Below are 17,451 nucleotides of genomic sequence, written 5' to 3'. Positions count from 1 at the left end.
ACCAGGTTCGACATGTCACCCCTCTCGTGTACATCACGATCGTGGCGCATACCTCTGTGAAAGTCAAGATCGCTGAAAGTTCTTGACAACATTCACATACATTCCGATGATGTGTACATCTCGTTGCGGCGCCAGGCGCGCCCACTCTCTCCGGCTCCACCCGAAATCACCTACACGAAAAGGGTTCACCGCCATGCCCGATCCGCTTCCGGACAGCACACGTCTCGCACCATGGATCGCCAAACAGATCGACCGCTCCGACCTCGCAGACGAGGTCGGGCTCCTGATCCTGGCGGCATTCGAGGGCGATCACGCACTCGATGACCACCTGGGAGCAGGCGCGCCTGCCCAGCCCGTCGTGGAGCTCTCCGCGACCGGAACATCACCGGACGCCCGCCGCACGTTCCTCACTTCGGTGCAGGTCGAGGGCTTTCGGGGGATCGGACCGGCCGCCACCTTGAATCTGCGGCCCGAACCGGGGCTGACGATCGTGGCGGGACGCAACGGATCCGGCAAATCCAGCTTCTCGGAAGCCCTGGAACTCACGCTCACCGACAGCACCTTCCGCTGGAGCGAGAAGAAGTCGACCCAGTGGCGTGAACAGTGGCGCAATCTGCACCATCCCACCGCCCGCATCGCGGTGAGCTTGGTGGAGGAGGACAACGATCCGGTCGTGGTGACCCTCGACTGGCCCGACGACGAGACGGATGTGGACCGGCACACCACTCGCACACAGCGGCGTGGCGGCAAGCAGCAGATCGGTCGCGGTGACCTCGGATGGGACGGACCGCTGGAACGATTTCGCCCGATCCTTTCCTACGACGAGCTCGGCGCGATGCTCAACGGCACCCCGAGCGATCTGCACGACGCGATCTCGCGTGCGCTGGGAGTCGAACAGTTGACGGCCGTGATCAATCGGATCTCGGCGCGGCACAAAGAACGCAAAGCACCCGGTGACGAGCTCGCGAAGCAGCGCAAAGTCCTCGCCGACGCGGTCACCGAACTCGACGACGAGCGGGCCGCCGCGGTGGCGCCGCTGCTGAAGAAGACGGCGCCCGATCTGCCCCGCATCCGCGCGCTGCTGAACGAGACCGAAGCCGGTGCCGGCGGAGCGGTTCCGGAGCTGCGCGCACTCGCGAATCTCACGGCCCCGATCACCCCGGAGAACGCCATCGCCGTGGCGAACCGGTTGCGTGCGAGCGAGGCCGAATCGATCGATCTCGATCGCGTGGCCAGCGATCGCAGTCTGTCCACCTTACGGTTGCTCGAACAGGCTCTCCGAGTTCACGAAGAGCACGGCGACATGGCATGCCCCGTGTGTCACGACGGCACTCTCGACGCGACCTGGGCTCGGGAAAGCCGCGCCGCGGTCAGCGCGGACCGTCGGCACCTGGCCGCGCTGAACGACGCCAGAGAACGGATGGAATCGGCGCGCTCCGAGGCGCTTCGCGCACTGGCGCCCGCGCCTGCGATCCTCGACCACTCCCCTGTGCTGCAACTCGAGGAGACAGTGGCCGCCGCCCGCGGCGCGTGGCAGCGGTGGGCCGCGATCGCCGGCGGCCCTTCCGCTGCGACGATGACGCAACTGGCCGACCATCTGGAGACCTATGCGTTCGCACTCGGTGAAGCAGTCGATGCGGTCGCGAAGGCCGCGGCGGCACTTCTCGCCGAGCGCGAGGACCAGTGGCGGCCGGTGCATGCCGAACTGCACGCCTGGTGCACGGCCTGGGAGGCGTGGCTCACGGACAAGCCCGTGGTCGATCAGCTCGCCGAGGCGAAGAAGTGGTTACAGGACAACGATCGCCGCCTGCGCAACGAACGTCTCGCACCGATCCGTGACGGTGTGCAGCAAGCGTGGGCGATGCTCCGGCAGGAAAGCAATGTGGAGATCGGTGATCTCTGCCTGGAAGGGGCCGCGACCCGGCGCAAGCTGCGCATCGACTCGATGGTCGACGGGGTGCCCGCGGCCGGGCTCACCGTCCTGAGCCAAGGCGAGCTGCACGCACTGGCGCTCGCCCTGTTCCTGCCGCGCGCCACTATGGCCGAATCACCGTTCCGATTCCTGATCCTCGATGACCCGGTGCAGGCCATGGACCCGGCCAAGGTGGACGGCCTCGTGACCTTGCTCGGCGAACTCGCCCGGACCCGGCAGGTCGTGGTCCTCTCCCACGACGACCGCCTGCCCGCAGCGGTGCGGCGCGGAAATCTCGCGGCAACGATCGTGGAAGTGAACCGCGGCAAGGACTCTCACGTGTCGATCACGACCTCCACCGATCCCGCTCGCCGGTACCTCGACGACGCGTTCGGGTTGGTGCGGGAATACGAGGAGGGCAAGCTTCCCGCTGAGGCCATGCGCCGGACACTGCCCGGCATGCTGCGGTTTGCCGTGGAAACAGCGGCTCGGCACTCCTACTTCACCCGCAACATCAGGGCTGGACGGTCGCTCGAAACGCTCGAGACCGAGTGGGGAGCAGCGGACACCACCCGAGCCAAGGTGATGCTCGGAGTATTCGGCGAGAAGCAGGAACACCATGTGCTCGACCAGTGGGCCCGAGCCCAGTATCAGAAGTCGGCGCTGAACATCACGGGAGCCAGAATGCACGGGGGGCTCTCCCCCACCACCGACCCGCGCCAGGCGGCCAGGGATGTCGAGCGCCTGGTCGGCGACATCGAGAAGGCGGGACAGTGAGCAGCCTGCTGACCATGGCGGCGGCGCAAGTCGCCCGGCAATCCCCGTACAGCAACCGGATCGCGGCCTGGCTCACCCGGACTGCACTCGAGCAGATCGTCGACGAACTCCTGCGCGCGAAAGGAATCGAGGCAGGCGGAGCCAGCAGCCGGGCCCGCCTGGCTTGCCTCGAGGTCGCCTACCGCGATGAGCATGACGTGCCGTCCCGATCTCAGTACGCGTGGACGCGGTTGTCCGAGGCCTGCCATCAACACGCTTACCAGCTGTCCCCCACCTACCAGGAAGTGCGGCACTTGCTCGAGATCGTCGGCAGCCTGCAGGCGAGCGCGTTGTCCGAGCCGCCGACGGGATTCTGATGAAGACAGCCAGCGCATTTGCCTAAGCCCGGTAGCTGTCGTCACCACGGCCGACTTTCGCCAGTGTCCTGGCATGGACAGTCGAAAGCATCGCCCGCACAGTCGGAGTCTGCCGGTCCTGACGCACTTGGGCCAGCTCGATGAGGCTCGGTCCGTCGTCGGGGTGATCGACGTAGATCGCCTGCCGCGCCATATCCGACAGCACATTCGCGCGTATTCCCCAGTCGTCCGCCTGCTCGGCGCAGTGCAGAGCCAGCTGGAAGTATCGCCTCGCCATGTCGTGGTGGCCGGCATCGAACGCGCCCCAACCGGCAACATCGGCCCTGGCATGGGCCGAATAGCCAGCCCCCGACCGACCACGTCTGGAGGGAGAAACTGCAGAGCGGTGCGCGATGCCGAGGAGTTCGGTGTGGGATGCTGCACGCCACCGTCGAAACCACAACGTCACAGGTGATTTTGTCAGCACCGACTACCACGACGGGCCGGCCGGGCTCGTCCTTCACGAGATCGATCACCCACGGCCCCGCGCGGCACATCGGCCGAGTGGCCGAGCGCCGCGCGGGACTGCAGGTCGCGAGCGTGCGCGCCCTTCGCACCGCGACACATCTTTGAATCCTGTTCAAAAACTTCTTGACCCGCTCCGCCGGGACACCTACGCTTCGAGTTATTGAATCGGATTCAAATCCTGGAGGTGCGATGGTCGGCAACCGGCGCGGCGAGGCCTCGCGCGCGGCACTGCTGGCGGCGGGCAAGGCCGCGTTCAGCCGTGATCGCTACGAAGAGGTATCCATCGTCGATCTGGCGCGATCGCTGGGGGTGGCCGCGGGGTCGATCAGCTATCACTTCGGCGGGAAGCGCGGCTTCTACCTCGCGGTTCTCGAGCAGGCAGCCGAGGAGTTCTGGGGGTATCTGCTGGCCATGCGTGGGCCGGCGCTGGATCGGTTGAATCGTGGCATCGATCGGTTGCTCGACGAAGCCGAGTATCAGCCGCGTGCGTTCGAGGCGCTGTTCGCCGACGTGGCTGACGCCGAGGTGCGCCAGATCCGGGACCGTCACCGGGACCGGGTAACCGATGCCTTGGTCGTCGAGGTGAGCGAATCGGAATCCTCACCAGTGTTGCGTGCGGCGATCAGCGGGTTCGTGTCGTTCATCGAGGGTCTGGTGCTGCACTGGATGCGCACCCGCGCGATCGGTCGTGACCAGGTCAAGGAACTGGTGGTCGGCACCATGTTCGGCACGATCCTGGCCGCGTTGCGCACCGACCCGAGTATCGAGCTGACCCAGCGGGCCATCGACGCCGCCCTCGCAGATCCTCGAGCCCTGGCTTTCCTCGGCTCCTTGTCCACCATGTCGAATACGACGGAGTGATCACTGATGTCTGGAGTTCTGCCCACCGGTCCTTCGCGGATCGTCGAGACACCGTTGGCGCGGGCGGTCGCGTGGGTCATCGGGCCGCGCGGGTTGCGCAGCCGAGCCGCGTTGCGCCGCGAGGTCGAGGGCAAGGTGGTGGTGATCACCGGGGCGTCGTTCGGCGTCGGGGAGGCTACCGCGCGGTGGTTCGCCGCGGCCGGTGCGCGCGTGGTGATCGCCGCCCGATCGATGGACCGGCTGCTCGAGGTGGCCGAGGAGATCAATGCTGCCGGGGGCGAGGCCTACCCGTACCGGCTGGATCTGACCGATGAGCAGTCGATCGCCGAGTTCGCCGCGGCGGTGCGCTTCGACCTGGGTGAGGTCGATGTGCTGATCCACAACGCGGGCAAGTCGTTGCGTCGTTCGATTCATCTGTCCTATGACCGGCCCAAGGACATCACCGCGACGACGGGTGCGAATTATCTCGGGCCGATGCGGCTCACGCTGGCGCTGCTGCCCGGAATGCGGGCGCGCGGCAGTGGTCACATCGTGAATGTCTCCACGGTCGCGATCATGTTCCCCACCGCCCCGAAGTGGGGTTTCTATCTGTCGTCGAAGCTGGCCTTCGACTGGTGGATGCGTGCTGTCGGGATGGAGGCACGAGCAGACGGGGTCACCTTGACCACGTTCTACGGTGGTTTGCTGCACACGCGGATGAGTGCGCCGAGCCGTTGGATGCGGGTGCTGCCCGGTCAGACTCCCGATGATGCGGCGAAGGTGCTGGCCAAGGCGGTGGTCGAGAAGCCGCGCACGATGACCCCGCTCTACGGGTTCCCCTCGGCGATCAACGCGGCCGTGTTCCGGTGGCCGTTCGAACTGCTCGTCGAACGGATCTTCCGCAATCTCGGTGATACCGAGGCCTCGCTGTCGCGGCTGCGCTCGCCCGCACCGGCCTCGGCGGCGGTTCCCGAAGCCACCGGCGACGACCGGAAACAGGTGCGCACCGATGCCCGCTGAACTGAGTCACCATCTGCGTCGGTGGGGTTCGGCGATCCCGGCGGTCCTCGCCTCGGGAATGTTGGCGCCGGTCGGCCCGCGCAAGGCCGCGGCGTTGGCGCGCAGCTTCTACCGGTACGGTCCGACGCCGGCGATGTTGCTGGCGGCGAGCGCGATTCGTCATCCGGACAAGGTGGCGATCATCGACGACTCCGGGCAGCTGACCTACCGGCAGTTGCAGCAGCGGGCCGAAGCGATCGCCGCGGCCCTGTTCGCCGCGAGCCCGGCACCGCCGAGGTCGGTGGGCATCATCTGCCGCAACCACCGCGGGTTCGCCGAGGCGCTGGCCGCGGGCGCACAGCTGGGCGCGGAGCTGATCTTCATCAACACCGAACTCCCCGCCCCACAGCTGCAAGCGATCCTGGCCCGGCACAACCCAGATCTGCTGATCTACGACGACGAATACGCCGCCACTGTGGCGGACGCCGATTTCGCAGGGGTCAGGGTGCTGGCCTGGCGCGAACCGGACGCCGATCTCGCCGGCCTGCCGACGCTGGACGATCTGGCCGCCCGCAGTCATCCGGCGCCGCCGCGGGTGCGTCACGCGGTCAGGTTGACACTGCTGACCTCGGGAACGACCGGACAAGCGAAGGGGGTGCCTCGAGCGGTGAAACCTACCGCGATCGTGGCGCTCACAGCGACCGCGATGGCGATCGTGCGGCTGCGGTCCACCGACCGGGTGCTGGTGGCACCGCCGATGTTCCACGGATTCGGGCTGTTGTCGTTGATGGGTCCGCTGGCGCTGGGCGGAACCGCGATCTGTCGGCGTCGTTTCGATGCCGCGACCGCGCTGGCCGATATCGCCCGCCACGAAGTCACCGTGGTGCTCGCGGTGCCGGTGATGCTGCAGCGGTTGCTCACCGCCGCCGGGGCGGCTGATGCCGTTGCGGCCCGACGGCATCTGCGGATCATGGTCACCGGTGCGGCACCGATTTCGCCGACCGTCATCTCGCGGCTGATCGAGGCTTTCGGTCCGATCGTGGTCAACGGGTACGGCTCGACGGAAGCGGGAATGGTCACCGTCGCCACCCCCGCCGATCTGGTCGCCGCACCCGCCACGATCGGCCGTGCCGCACTCGGGGTGTCGGTGCGGATCCTGCGCGCCGACCGCTCCGAAGCCGCCACGGGTGAGATCGGTGAGATCTTCGTGCGCAGCGGCCTGGAATACACCGGCTACACCCCCGACCCCACGGCGACGGTCTCGACCAAAGAAGTCGTCGACGGGCACGTCAACACCGGGGACATGGGCCATTTCGATGCCGAGCGCAGGTTGTTCATCGACGGTCGAGCCGACGACATGATCGTCTCCGGCGGGGAGAATGTCTTCCCCGGCGAGGTCGAAGATCGTCTCGCCGCCCACCCCGACATCGCCGACGCCGTCGTGATCGGCGTGCCCGATGCCGAGTTCGGGCAGGTCCTCCATGCCTTCGTTGTGCTCGGACCCGAGGCCGGGTCGCCGAGTGAGGACGCGCTCAAAGCACATGTGCGCGCCGGCCTCGAACGCTACAAGGTGCCCAAACGGTTCGTTGTGCTCGACGAGATCCCGCGCAATGCCGGCGGCAAGGTGTTGCGGGCGAAACTGCACGCGGCATCCGAGTCCTGAATCTCTGCTCGAAAGGCGAAAACTGATGACAACGAAACCGATTCGCAAGCCGAAGATCATCATCATCGGTGCCGGTGTCGCCGGGATCTCGGCAGCGGTCACCTTCAAGGAGGCCGGTTTCGACGATTTCGTGATCCTGGAGAAGGGAGCCGATGTCGGTGGCGTGTGGTTCTGGAACCGCTACCCGGGATTGGCATGTGATGTGCCCTCGCAGCTCTACCAGTTCGGCTTCGCCCCGAAACCCGACTGGAGCCGGATCTGGGCCACCGGACCGGAGATACAGCGTTATCACGCCGAGGTCGTGGACCGCTTCGGATTGCGCGCGCACCTGCGGCTCGACAGTGAGGTCACCGATGCGGTGTTCGACGGACTCCGCTGGCGGGTCGGTGTCGCCGACGGCAGCGTCCACGACGCCGATTTCGTGATCGCCGCGACCGGGGTCCTGCATCACCCGTTCACCCCGGACCTGCCCGGGCTCGACAGCTTCGAGGGGACTGTCGTGCACACCGCCCGCTGGGACGACGCGATAGTCACCGCGGGCAAGCGGATCGCGGTGATCGGGTCCGGTTCGACCGGCGTGCAGGTGGTTTCGGCGCTGCAGCCGCACGCGGCGAAGCTGACCCAGTTCACCCGCACCCCGCAATGGGTGCTCTGGGCGCCGATGGGCGTGGCCCAATCCGGGCTGGTGACCAAGGTGCTCGCGGCCTCGCCCGCGCTGCACGAGCGGGTGTACGCGGTGGCGCTGTGGGCCTCGGGCATCCTCGCCGATGTCGCGTTGCGCCCGACCTGGCGGCGGCGAACGCTGCAGCAGTTGGCGAAGTTGTCGCTGCGCGTCCAGGTGCGCGACAAGGCGCTGCGGGAGGCGCTGACGCCGGATCATGAGCCGCTGTGTAAGCGGCAGGTCGTCTCCGGCACCTACTACCAGGCGATCCAGGCCGACAACGCCGAGCTGGTGACCGAGAAGATCACCGAGATCACCCCGACCGGAATCCGCACCGCCGACGGTCGCCGACACGACATCGACCTCATCGTCTTCGCGACCGGTTTCCACCCACACAACTACATGCGGCCGATGAACCTGCGCGGCCGTGACGGACTCACCATCGACCAGGCGTGGGCCGGCGGCCCGCGCGCCTACCGGATGACCGCGATTCCCGGGTTCCCGAACATGTTCACCGTGCTCGGCCCGAACTCGCCGACCGGCACGATCTCGCTGCAGTACTCGGCTGAACTGACCGCCCGCTACATCACGCGCTGGCTGCACCGGTTCGCCGCGGGCGAATTCGACACCGTGGAAGTCACCGAGGCGGCCACCACCCGGTTCAACGACGCTGTCGCCGAGGCAATGGGGCCGACGGTGTGGAACACCGGCTGCAACTCCTGGTACTTCACCGACCAGAACACCATCGACCTGTTGCCCTTCGACCGCGCCACGATGACCGCCATGCTCACCGAACCAGATGACCGCGACTTCTATCTCCGCGTTGTCACCGACGGCATCGGAGGCCACGCTCCCGAGCACAGCGCCCCGGCGTCGGCGCCCGCTCTGGGCCGGAAGGCTTCTCGCCGATGACCTCGCGCGCATTGGTGATCGGCTGCGGCGGCACCATCGGCGCCGCCTGGATCGTGGCGGCTCTGGACGCTTTGTCCACTCAACTGGGCTGGGATCCGCGCACAGCGGACCTGATGCAAGGCACCTCGGCGGGCGCCGAAATCGTCACCCTGCTCGCCAGCGGGGTTTCGGTTGCCGAGCTGGTCGGCATGCAGCAGGGCACCGCCCACGACCGACGATTGCGCGCCCACCACGACGCCGCACCACCGCCCCTGCCACCGGTGCCGTTCCCGCGGCCACTGAACCCTGGTCTGCTGCGCTCCCAGCGCGGTCTGACCGCCCTGGCCGGTATCGCGCCGATCGGGCGTGGCGATGCGAGCTGGCTGGCGCGGCTGGCCGAGGCATACACCGGTAACTCGCCCTGGCTCGACCATCCCGCCGCGCGCATGGTCGCCGTCGACATCGAGACGGGCCGGCGGGTTGCCTTCGGGGCCCCGGACGCGCCCGCGGTGTCGCCGGCGACCGCCTTGCAGGCGTCGTGGGCGGTGCCGGGATGGATGCCCCCGGTCACCGTGGGTGGTCGCACGTATGTCGATGGCGGCGCGGCCTCGACCGCGTCGCTGGATCTGTTGGCAGACCACGGCTTCGACGAGATCTATCTCATCGCACCGATGGCATCACCGGACCGTGCCCGCATCCCGGGCATCGGCGGTTTCCTCGAGGACCGGTGCCTGCGACGGCCGATGACCGACACCCTCACCGCCGAGATCGACACCGTGGCAGCCCGCGGTACCCGGGTGATCGCGATATGCCCGCGCGCCACCGATCTGGCTCACCTGTCGGCGAACTTCATGAATCGCCGAACTCGTCACCACGCGTTCGCCGCCGCGCTGCACACCGCCCGTGCGACTGTCTCGGCCGCCCTGGCCACGGGCACGACTCGAGGGGAACGCTCACGTCCCGACTTGTGACAGCCCGGGAAATTCGATGCCGTCGGCCGGGTCCACGTTGTGACCCACCGACGTCGGTAACATAGCCAGCCGATCAGTACAACCGCATCGAGGAGGCATCCGGCGTCGTGCCGAAGATCCGAGCGGCTACCGTTGCCGAACATCATGCGGCGCAGCGCCGATCTCTTCTCGACGCGGCCCGCGGCATGCTGACCAATGGGCAGATTCCCACTCTCGCCCAGGTCGCCGCACGCACCGGATTGGCTCGCCCGAGCGTGTACCAGTACTTTCGCTCGCGAGACGACCTGTTGATCGCGGTCTTGGAAGACGCGCTCCCCCGCTGGTCGACGCGGATCACGCAAAGCATGGCGGAGGTCGGCGACCCGGCCGACCGGGTCCTCGCCTACGCCGCCGCCAACATCGAACTCGTCAGCGAAGGTGAACACGCCATCGTGCGGGCCTTGGCGACAGCACTGCCGGGCGACAAACTCGCCGATCGCGCACGTGAACTACACGACCAGCTCAAGACGCCACTGGTCACCACGCTCGGTCAATTGGGTGCTGCCGACCCGGAGATCACCGCGGAGCTGATCAACGCGATCGTGCACTCCGCGACCAACATGGTCGATGCCGGTAGCGACCCGAGCACTGTCCGGGCTCGCGTCGAAGAACTTCTCACGCCCTATCTCGAACAGCGGTTTCGGACTTCGCGCGGCACGGTGCCGCCGGCCGAAGGCTGACCCGTCCGCTGGGGCGCGATGCAGCCTGGTCAGGCGACGAAGGCCAGCCCGTAGAACACCCAGCTCGTCACCGCTGTGAGGGTCATGCCGATCGCGGCGATCGGCGCCCATCGCCGGTGCCATGCGCTGTGCGCTCCCGGATGCGGGGTCGCGCCGAAGTTGCGCGCTGCCCGGATGATCACCACCGGCCACAACGCCACCGAGAACACAGCGAACGCCAGGTGGATGGCGAGCGCTGTCCAGACCGCGGCCGATGCCGTGCCGTCGACCACGCCGGCAGCACGATCCTGCCACCCGTTGAAGCGCACATCTATCTCGAACAGGACCACCGCGGCGAACAGGCCCATCGCCAGCAAGATCTGAATTCTCTTGTGCATGACGAACTTTCGCTTCGCCTTGGCCTGGTAGACGCTCCACGCCAGCACGGCGACCACGACCGCCATCACCAGCACCATGGTGTCCATCGACCACGACGCCCTCGTGCCGAGGAATCCGTCGACTCCGGGGAATTCGTTCATCATCGGTTCCTTCACCTCTCTACAGAGACCATCTTCCCGACGCGATGTCGGGAAGATTCGCCGGATTGCGACCCTAGCACTGCCCGGCCGCCGTGATCGGGGAGAGCCCTCGGTGCGGCCCGGGCGGCCGGTATCGCTGTGATGCCAGCACCGAGGTCAGCGGCGGATGAAGCCCAGGGAGGTCGCGGCGGCGACGGCGGCGGTTCGCGAGTCGACGTCGAGCTTGGTGTAGATGCGCGCCAGATGGGATTTGACCGTGCCCTCGGTCAGGTGGAGCCGGGCGCCGATGGCGTGGTTGGACAGTCCGTCGGCGACCAGGGTGAGGACTTCGGTCTCGCGCCTGGTCAGGGCAGTGCTCGGCGCGCGTAGTCGGTTCATCAGCCGGTCGGCGACCGTGGGCGCCAAGGTGGTGCGTCCGGCAGCCGCGGTGCGTACGGCGGCGGCCAGGTCCTCGGGTGGGGCGTCCTTGAGGAGGTAGCCGGTCGCGCCTGCTTCGATGGCGGGCAGTGTGTCGGCGTCGGAATCGTAGGTGGTGACTATCAGCACCCGGGGCGCTCCCTGGCGGGCGGTGATCTGGGCGGTTGCTTCGGCGCCGCCCATGCCCTTGCCGAACTGGAGGTCCATCAGCACGACGTCGATGTCACCTTCGGCGGCGCGGATGATCGCCTCCTGGGCAGTGGCGGCTTCGGCGATGACGACGAGGTCGGGCTCGGTTTCCAGCACGGCGCGCAGTCCGGCCCGCACGATGGGGTGATCGTCGGCCAGAAGCAGGCGGATGGGGGTGTCGGTCACGGCCGGGCCTCGGTCTCGATTGACGGGATGGGCAGCTGGGCGGCCACCGCGGTGCCGTGGCCGGGAGTGGATTCGACGGTGACGGTGCCCCCGAGGGCTCGGGCGCGGGCGCGCATGGACGGTAGCCCGAATCCGCCGGCGTCGGGGTCGGGGTCGGGGAGCTGGTCGGGGTCGAAGCCGAGTCCGTCGTCGATGACGTCGAGAGCGATATGGTCGTCGAGGTAGCTGAGCGTGACCTCGGCCGTGGTGGCCTCGGCGTGGCGGACGGTGTTGGCGAGGGCGGACTGCGCGATGCGCAGCAACGCGACCTCCTGGGCTGTCGTCAGCGGGGTGGGATCGCCGACGAGGTGGAACCGTGCGGTGATCTGGTGCCGGGTGCTGGTAGTGCCGCACAGGCGTTCCAGGGCGCCGGCCAGGGTGGTGCCTTCCAAGGTGGGTGGGGTCAGAGCGGCGACGAAGCGACGTGCCTCGGCGAGGTTGTCCACGGCGGCCTGCCGTGCTTGGTCGATATAGCGGGCCGCGTTCTCCGGCGCCACGGGCAGTGCTCGTTCGGCAGCGCGCAGCAGCAACTGGATGCTGGAGAGACCTTGGGCGAGCGTGTCGTGGATCTCGCGGGCCAGACGGTCGCGTTCGGCCAGGACACCGGCGATGTGCTGGGCGGCGGCCAAGTCCGCGCGTGTAGCGGTGACCTCGTCGATCAGTCTGCGGCGCTCTTCGCTCTCCCGGTAGAGGGCCTGGTATCCCCAGACCACCGCGACCGCGACGGCGGCGCCGAGCGCGGGCCCGATGGCCATGGCGGGGCTGAAGAAGTGCTGGTGGGCGGCGAAACCGGCGATCGCCGCCGCGGCGGTGACCGCCACCGCAGCCAGTCCAGCCCTGCGGGGCAGCAGGTGCAGTTGGAGGAAATACAGCGGGAAGGCCACCCATACGGCGTCACGGGTCAGCAGGAGCAGAACCAGCCACACAGCTCCGACGGCGGCCAGCCACAGCGCGGCGGCGCCCCGCGAGCGGCGGACACCCGGCAGCACCGGACCGACCGCGTATACCAGGCCGCACGCCGTCGCGGCGACGACGGCCGCCCCGGCGTGCGGCCCATCATCGGCCACAGCTCGGCCTGCGGCGATGGCGAGCAAGCCGATGATCAGCAGATGCAGGCACCAGGCCAGCGCCCGCGGGGTCGGGGTCAGGACGGGGGCATCGGCGTTCACAGTGATTCCAGGTTACGGAGGCAGACGTCCTCGGGCGTCCATCGAAAGTTAGAACCCGTATGCCGTCTTTCCGCCTGCCGAGTGCAGTCCTGTGCCAGACGCGCGCACCAGGGGTCGGCCGCGACAGTGGAGTCGTACCACTGCCAACCGCCGGAAAGGACGGGCCGAAGCCGTGTTTGTCGCCTGGAGAGACCTGAAGTTCGCCAAGGGGCGCTTCGCCTTGATGGGGGCCGTCATCGTGCTGATCACCCTGCTGGTCGGATTGCTGTCCGGACTGACGGGCGGACTCAGCCAGCAGAACATCTCGGCGGTCACCGGATTGCCCGTCGACAAGATAGCCTTCCAGGCTCCCACCGGCGGGCAGGACCTCTCGTATTCCAACTCCACTGTCACCGAGCATCAATGGCGGCAATGGTCCCAGGCGCCAGGTGTCGAGAGCGCCGAACCGCTGGGGATCACCACGACCAAGGCCACCGCCGGGAACAGGAGCATCGGGGTCTCGGCCTTCGGTGTCGAACCCGGCTCTCACCTCGCCCCGGACAGCGACAAGATCAGCGACAGCACGGTGGTGCTGTCCACCGCGGCTGCCGAGAACCTCGGCGTCGAGGTCGGTGACTTCCTTGCCCTGGCAGGCCGGGGCCTGGAGGTGGCCGCCGTCGAGGGCGACGCATTCTTCAGCCACACGCCCGTCGTGTGGACCAGCAGGGCCATCTGGCAGCAGACCGCACCGCCCACCGAAAGCGGCGACGGCCCGACCGCCACCGTCATCGCCCTGACCACCGCGCCCGGCGCCGACACCGACCTCATCGACCAGCAGGTCGGCACCAAGACGGTCTCGCCCGAGGACTCGCTGTCCGCGATCGGTTCCTATGCCTCCGAGAACGGCGCCCTGCAGCTGATGCGCGGCTTCCTGTTCGCCATCTCCGCGCTCGTCGTCGGGGCCTTCTTCACCGTCTGGACCATTCAGCGCAGCGGCGACATCGCCGTACTCAAGGCCCTGGGCGCCTCCACCGCCAGCCTCCTCGGCGATGCCCTCGGCCAAGCGCTCGTCCTGCTCGTCGGCGGAGCCCTGCTCGGCACCGGCATCGCCGCGGCCGCGGGGGCACTCGTGATCGGCTCCGCCGTGCCGTTCCTGCTCACACCCGCCACCGTCCTGTTCCCGGCCGCCGTGATGATCCTGCTCGGCGCCCTCGGAGCCGCCTTGTCCATCCGCAGGATCACCTCCGTCGACCCGCTGACTGCCCTGGGGAGTGCCCGATGAGCCTGAACCTGACCGACATCACCCTCACCTATCCCGACGGCGACACCCGCCTGACCGCCCTCGACCATGTCAGTCTCGATGTCCCTCGAGGGAATCTGACAGCTGTGGTCGGCCCGTCCGGTTCCGGCAAATCCAGCCTGCTGGCCGTCGCGGCCACCTTGATCACCCCGGACTCCGGGACCGTCACCCTCGACGACATCTCCACCACCGGGATGTCGCGCAGCGAACTCGCCGAACTCCGCCGCGACAAGATCGGCATCGTCTTCCAGCAACCCAATCTGCTGCCCGCCCTCACCGCCGCCGAACAACTCCAGGTCATGGCCCGGATCAGCGGTCGAAACCCGCACACCGCCCGGGGGCGGGCAATCGAACTTCTCGACGCAGTCGGCCTCGCCGACCAGGCCGACCGCCGCCCCCACCAGCTCTCCGGCGGCCAGCGTCAGCGCGTCAATATCGCCCGCGCCCTGATGAACGACCCGACGGTCCTCCTCGTGGACGAGCCCACCAGCGCTCTCGACCACGAACGCGGCGCCGCCGTCATCGACCTGATCATCCGCCTCACCCATCAGCAGGCAACTGCCACCGTCCTGGTCACCCACGACCGCACCCTCCTGGCCACCGTCGACCAGATCGCCGAAGTCCACGACGGCCGACTTCGCCTGGCGGAATTGATCCGCTGAGAAGCAGCGCGGTGAGCGGGCGGCTTCATGTCGGGGGTTGAGAGACAGTCGCCCGTCGAGGACTTCCGGCGTTCATCCGGGACGCTTCGCTTCGGCGCCTGGAAGCCGCCGAGCTGTTGCTCGAGCAGGCCGGCGAGCCGCAGCGGGGTGCAGGTCCTCGATCATCGGACCGATGACCTGCACCCCACCGGCGTACTCGACACCGTCGATGTCGATCCGCCGTTCCAACAGGTCGAGGTTGTGGTCGTTCGGGAACGCGGGAGTCGGCGAAGTACCAGCCACACGCCGGGTGAGGTGTCGTGGTACGGGTCGAGCCATTCCCGCCACGCGCCGACGTCGGCGACGACCAGCTCCGGCAGTTGATCCCTTGTGGTCACCCGGCCGCCGCAGTGCTCGACGCCGACCTCGGCTTTCGGTCCAACAGCACTCGCCACCGGTCCGTCACGGATTTCACGAGGTTGCTGGTCATGCCCGAATACCGGCGGCCCACTGCGGATTCCGCCCGGACGCAGCCACGTACCGCGAAAACGGGTCCGCGCCGCCTTCGATCTCGACCGCCGCGGCGAACATGCTGTAGGCGCGGTATTCCTCGGCGCTCGCGGCAACGATCTCCCCGAGAGTAACTGCCGATCCCTCGGACACCCGGAACTCTTGCCCGGTTGCGGCGGCTACGTCCCACCCGTGCAGAGCCAGCTCCGCAAGCAGCATTCCGGCCACGTCTGCGGCGGGCATCGTGGCCCAGCCGAGGTCGATCTCCCCCTCCCAGACGGCGGGCTCGGACCAGGCACGGACCGCCCGATCCAGTTGTGCCACATACTCTTCGGCCCAATCCGCCGCATCCGTGAAGTCCCGCTCGGTCAGCTTGTCGGGAATCGGCCGGCGCTGCGCTCGGCATTCCAGTCCGTGTGACGAGTAGAGCACCCAGTGGTTGACCAACGCCCGCACATGTTGACTCGCCGATACCCTAGGGGGGTATGGTATCCGTCTGAATCATTGTGGAAGGACGGGAAATGTCATGAGTACGCAGACGCGCACCACCACCACACGAAAGTGGTGGGCGCTGGCGGTCATCGCCGCCGCCCAGTTCATGGTCATCATGGACACCTCGATCATCGGGATCGCCCTGCCGAAGATGCAGACTGATCTCGGGTTCTCCCAGGAGAACCTCACCTGGGTGTTCAACGCCTATGTCATCGCCTTCGGCGGACTGCTGCTCCTCGGCGGACGGCTGTCGGATCTGCTCGGCGCACGGCGCGTCTTCGCCGCCGGATGGGCAGTCCTGCTTGTGGGTTCGGTCATCGCGGGCGCGGCGGGCAATGCCGCGACCGAACTGGCCGGACGCGCGATCCAGGGTGGCGGCGCGGCCCTGATCGCCCCCTCGGCGCTGACCTTGCTGATGATGCTGTTCGGCTCGGCGCCAGGGGAATTGACCAAGGCGCTGGCCATCTACGGCGCGGCGGCCCCCGCGGGCGGCACCGCAGGCGTCTTCCTCGGCGGCGTCATCACCGAGTACATCAGCTGGCCCTGGGTGTTCTACATCAACATCCCGATCGCGCTGGCGGCCTTGATCGCGGTCTCCGCGCTCATGCCCGACGCACCGGCCCGTTCCGGCTCCGTCGATCTGCTCGGCTCGGTGACGGTCACCGCCGGTCTCGCCGCGGCCGTCTACGGCATCGTTCGCGCCCCGGAGGTCGGGTGGGCGTCGGGACAGACCTGGGGCGTGCTGGGCGTGGCCGCCGCACTGCTCGCCGCTTTCGTGCTGATCCAGGCGCGGCGGCGGGAGCCGCTGATGCGGCTGGGCATCTTCACTGCGCCGAATCTGGCCTCGGCCAATATCGCCCAGTTGTTGCTCGGCGCGGCCTGGGTGCCGATGTGGTTCTTCCTGAACCTGTACCTGCAGCAGGTTCTCGGCTACAGTGCCTTCCCCGCCGGCGCGGCCTTGCTGCCGATGACCATCCTCATCATGCTCGGCATGATCGTGCTGGCACCGCGTGCGATGCAGCGGTTCGGCGCCAAACCGATGATCGTGGCCGGGCTGATCGTGCTCGGCCTGGGTCTGGCGATCATGTCGCTGGTGCGTCCGACCGGGAACTTCTGGGTGGACGTTCTGCCTGCCTCGCTGGTCGCGGCCGCCGGGATGTCGCTGGCCTTCGTGCCGTCGCTGGGCACCGCCATCTCAGCGGCTCGCCCCGAGGAGGGCGGGCTGGCCTCGGGCATCGTCAACGTGAGCTATCAGGTCGGCTCCGCGGTGGGGCTGGCGGCGATGACGGCGGTCGCCGCTTCCTTCGGCGCGGACCGCATCGACAGCCTGCCGGATCTGACCAATGGGTTCTCGGCAGCATTCATCGGCGCGGCCGTCATCGCTTTCGCCGGCGCAGGCGTTACCGCGGCGACCATGCGCCGCACCGAACCAGCGGTGTAGCCGATTCAGCCAAATGGATTCCACGAGAAAGGAACACGCGAGATGAACACCACAACGCTCGACGTCACCGGGATGACCTGCGGGTGCTGCGCCGGCAAGGTCCGCGACAAGGTCGGCAAGATCGCCGGTGTCCGCACCGTCGACGTGGACGTGGACGAAGGCAAGGTCACCGTCACCGCCACCGAGCTGATCCGACGAGACGCGATCGCCACCGCAGTCCAAGAGGCGGGCTTCCACCTCGCCGAGTGAACACGAACACCGACCCGGTGGCACT

The 17,451-nt window shown here is 67.9% G+C and carries 17 protein-coding genes; 12 read left to right on the top strand and 5 right to left on the bottom strand.

Translation table 11 applies throughout. From position 1 onward, the window contains the following. The first annotated feature begins 193 nt into the window (after positions 1–193). Positions 194–2,689 carry an ATP-binding protein gene (locus IU449_RS03465; protein ID WP_195000499.1) on the top strand — a complete coding sequence of 832 codons (2,496 nt, stop codon included), beginning with the start codon at positions 194–196 and terminating at the stop codon, positions 2,687–2,689. Further along, positions 2,686–3,045, top strand: coding sequence for a hypothetical protein (locus IU449_RS03460; protein WP_195000498.1), 360 nt, complete (start codon positions 2,686–2,688; stop codon positions 3,043–3,045). Before IU449_RS03465 ends, IU449_RS03460 begins: the two co-directional genes overlap by 4 nt. Before the next feature lie 22 nt (positions 3,046–3,067). Here the strand turns inward: IU449_RS03460 and IU449_RS03455 are convergent, their stop codons facing one another. Then, the gene (locus tag IU449_RS03455) at positions 3,068–3,322 is read right to left on the bottom strand and encodes a hypothetical protein (RefSeq protein WP_195000497.1); all 255 of its coding nucleotides are present in this window, start codon (positions 3,320–3,322) and stop codon (positions 3,068–3,070) included. A 419-nt stretch (positions 3,323–3,741) separates the two neighbouring features. Here IU449_RS03455 and IU449_RS03450 point away from each other — a divergent pair, with 419 nt between their 5' ends. The 6 genes from IU449_RS03450 (at position 3,742) to IU449_RS03425 (ending at position 10,296) form a co-directional block, all read left to right on the top strand. After that, a complete protein-coding gene (locus tag IU449_RS03450; RefSeq protein WP_195000496.1) occupies positions 3,742–4,413 on the top strand; it encodes a TetR/AcrR family transcriptional regulator in 672 nt (223 codons plus the stop codon). A 6-nt stretch (positions 4,414–4,419) separates the two neighbouring features. After that, entirely contained in the window at positions 4,420–5,412 is a 993-nt protein-coding gene (locus IU449_RS03445) for an SDR family NAD(P)-dependent oxidoreductase (RefSeq protein WP_195000495.1), read from the top strand. Then, a complete protein-coding gene (locus IU449_RS03440; protein WP_195000494.1) occupies positions 5,402–7,054 on the top strand; it encodes an AMP-binding protein in 1,653 nt (550 codons plus the stop codon). The genes IU449_RS03445 and IU449_RS03440 overlap by 11 nt, the downstream gene beginning before the upstream one ends. 25 nt (positions 7,055–7,079) lie before the next feature. Continuing rightward, positions 7,080–8,627 (top strand): flavin-containing monooxygenase, encoded by a 1,548-nt coding sequence (locus IU449_RS03435; protein ID WP_195000493.1) that lies wholly within the window; start codon positions 7,080–7,082, stop codon positions 8,625–8,627. After that, complete coding sequence (locus IU449_RS03430) at positions 8,624–9,577, top strand: patatin-like phospholipase family protein (protein ID WP_195000492.1); 954 nt, start codon at positions 8,624–8,626, stop codon at positions 9,575–9,577. Before IU449_RS03435 ends, IU449_RS03430 begins: the two co-directional genes overlap by 4 nt. A 107-nt stretch (positions 9,578–9,684) precedes the next feature. After that, positions 9,685–10,296, top strand: coding sequence for a TetR/AcrR family transcriptional regulator (locus tag IU449_RS03425; protein WP_195000491.1), 612 nt, complete (start codon positions 9,685–9,687; stop codon positions 10,294–10,296). 29 nt (positions 10,297–10,325) lie between these two features. Here IU449_RS03425 and IU449_RS03420 read toward each other — a convergent pair whose 3' ends face one another. From IU449_RS03420 to IU449_RS03410, 3 genes are all read right to left on the bottom strand, one after another. Next, positions 10,326–10,814 carry a DUF420 domain-containing protein gene (locus IU449_RS03420; protein WP_195000490.1) on the bottom strand — a complete coding sequence of 163 codons (489 nt, stop codon included), beginning with the start codon at positions 10,812–10,814 and terminating at the stop codon, positions 10,326–10,328. Positions 10,815–10,970: 156 nt separating this feature from the next. Further along, positions 10,971–11,606, bottom strand: coding sequence for a response regulator (locus IU449_RS03415; protein WP_195000489.1), 636 nt, complete (start codon positions 11,604–11,606; stop codon positions 10,971–10,973). Then, complete coding sequence (locus IU449_RS03410) at positions 11,603–12,814, bottom strand: sensor histidine kinase (protein WP_195000488.1); 1,212 nt, start codon at positions 12,812–12,814, stop codon at positions 11,603–11,605. The genes IU449_RS03415 and IU449_RS03410 overlap by 4 nt, the downstream gene beginning before the upstream one ends. A gap of 172 nt (positions 12,815–12,986) precedes the next feature. On the opposite strand from IU449_RS03410, the gene IU449_RS03405 reads away from it, so the two are divergent. Both IU449_RS03405 and IU449_RS03400 read left to right on the top strand, forming a co-directional pair. Then, entirely contained in the window at positions 12,987–14,075 is a 1,089-nt protein-coding gene (locus IU449_RS03405; protein WP_195000487.1) for an ABC transporter permease, read from the top strand. Next, complete coding sequence (locus tag IU449_RS03400; protein WP_195000486.1) at positions 14,072–14,755, top strand: ABC transporter ATP-binding protein; 684 nt, start codon at positions 14,072–14,074, stop codon at positions 14,753–14,755. Before IU449_RS03405 ends, IU449_RS03400 begins: the two co-directional genes overlap by 4 nt. Positions 14,756–15,220: 465 nt before the next feature. Here the strand turns inward: IU449_RS03400 and IU449_RS03395 are convergent, their stop codons facing one another. Continuing rightward, positions 15,221–15,700 (bottom strand): TIGR03086 family metal-binding protein, encoded by a 480-nt coding sequence (locus IU449_RS03395; RefSeq protein ID WP_324188069.1) that lies wholly within the window; start codon positions 15,698–15,700, stop codon positions 15,221–15,223. 70 nt (positions 15,701–15,770) lie between these two features. Between IU449_RS03395 and IU449_RS03390 the strand changes: the two genes are divergently transcribed. Beyond that, positions 15,771–17,177, top strand: coding sequence for an MFS transporter (locus tag IU449_RS03390; RefSeq protein WP_195000485.1), 1,407 nt, complete (start codon positions 15,771–15,773; stop codon positions 17,175–17,177). Between the two features lie 42 nt (positions 17,178–17,219). Continuing rightward, positions 17,220–17,426 (top strand): heavy-metal-associated domain-containing protein, encoded by a 207-nt coding sequence (locus IU449_RS03385; protein WP_195000484.1) that lies wholly within the window; start codon positions 17,220–17,222, stop codon positions 17,424–17,426. The last annotated feature ends 25 nt before the right edge of the window (positions 17,427–17,451 follow it).

This window comes from Nocardia higoensis (assembly GCF_015477835.1).
GTDB classification, from domain to species: Bacteria; Actinomycetota; Actinomycetes; order Mycobacteriales; family Mycobacteriaceae; genus Nocardia; species Nocardia higoensis_A.
This window is presented reverse-complemented; position numbering and strand designations above follow the sequence as displayed.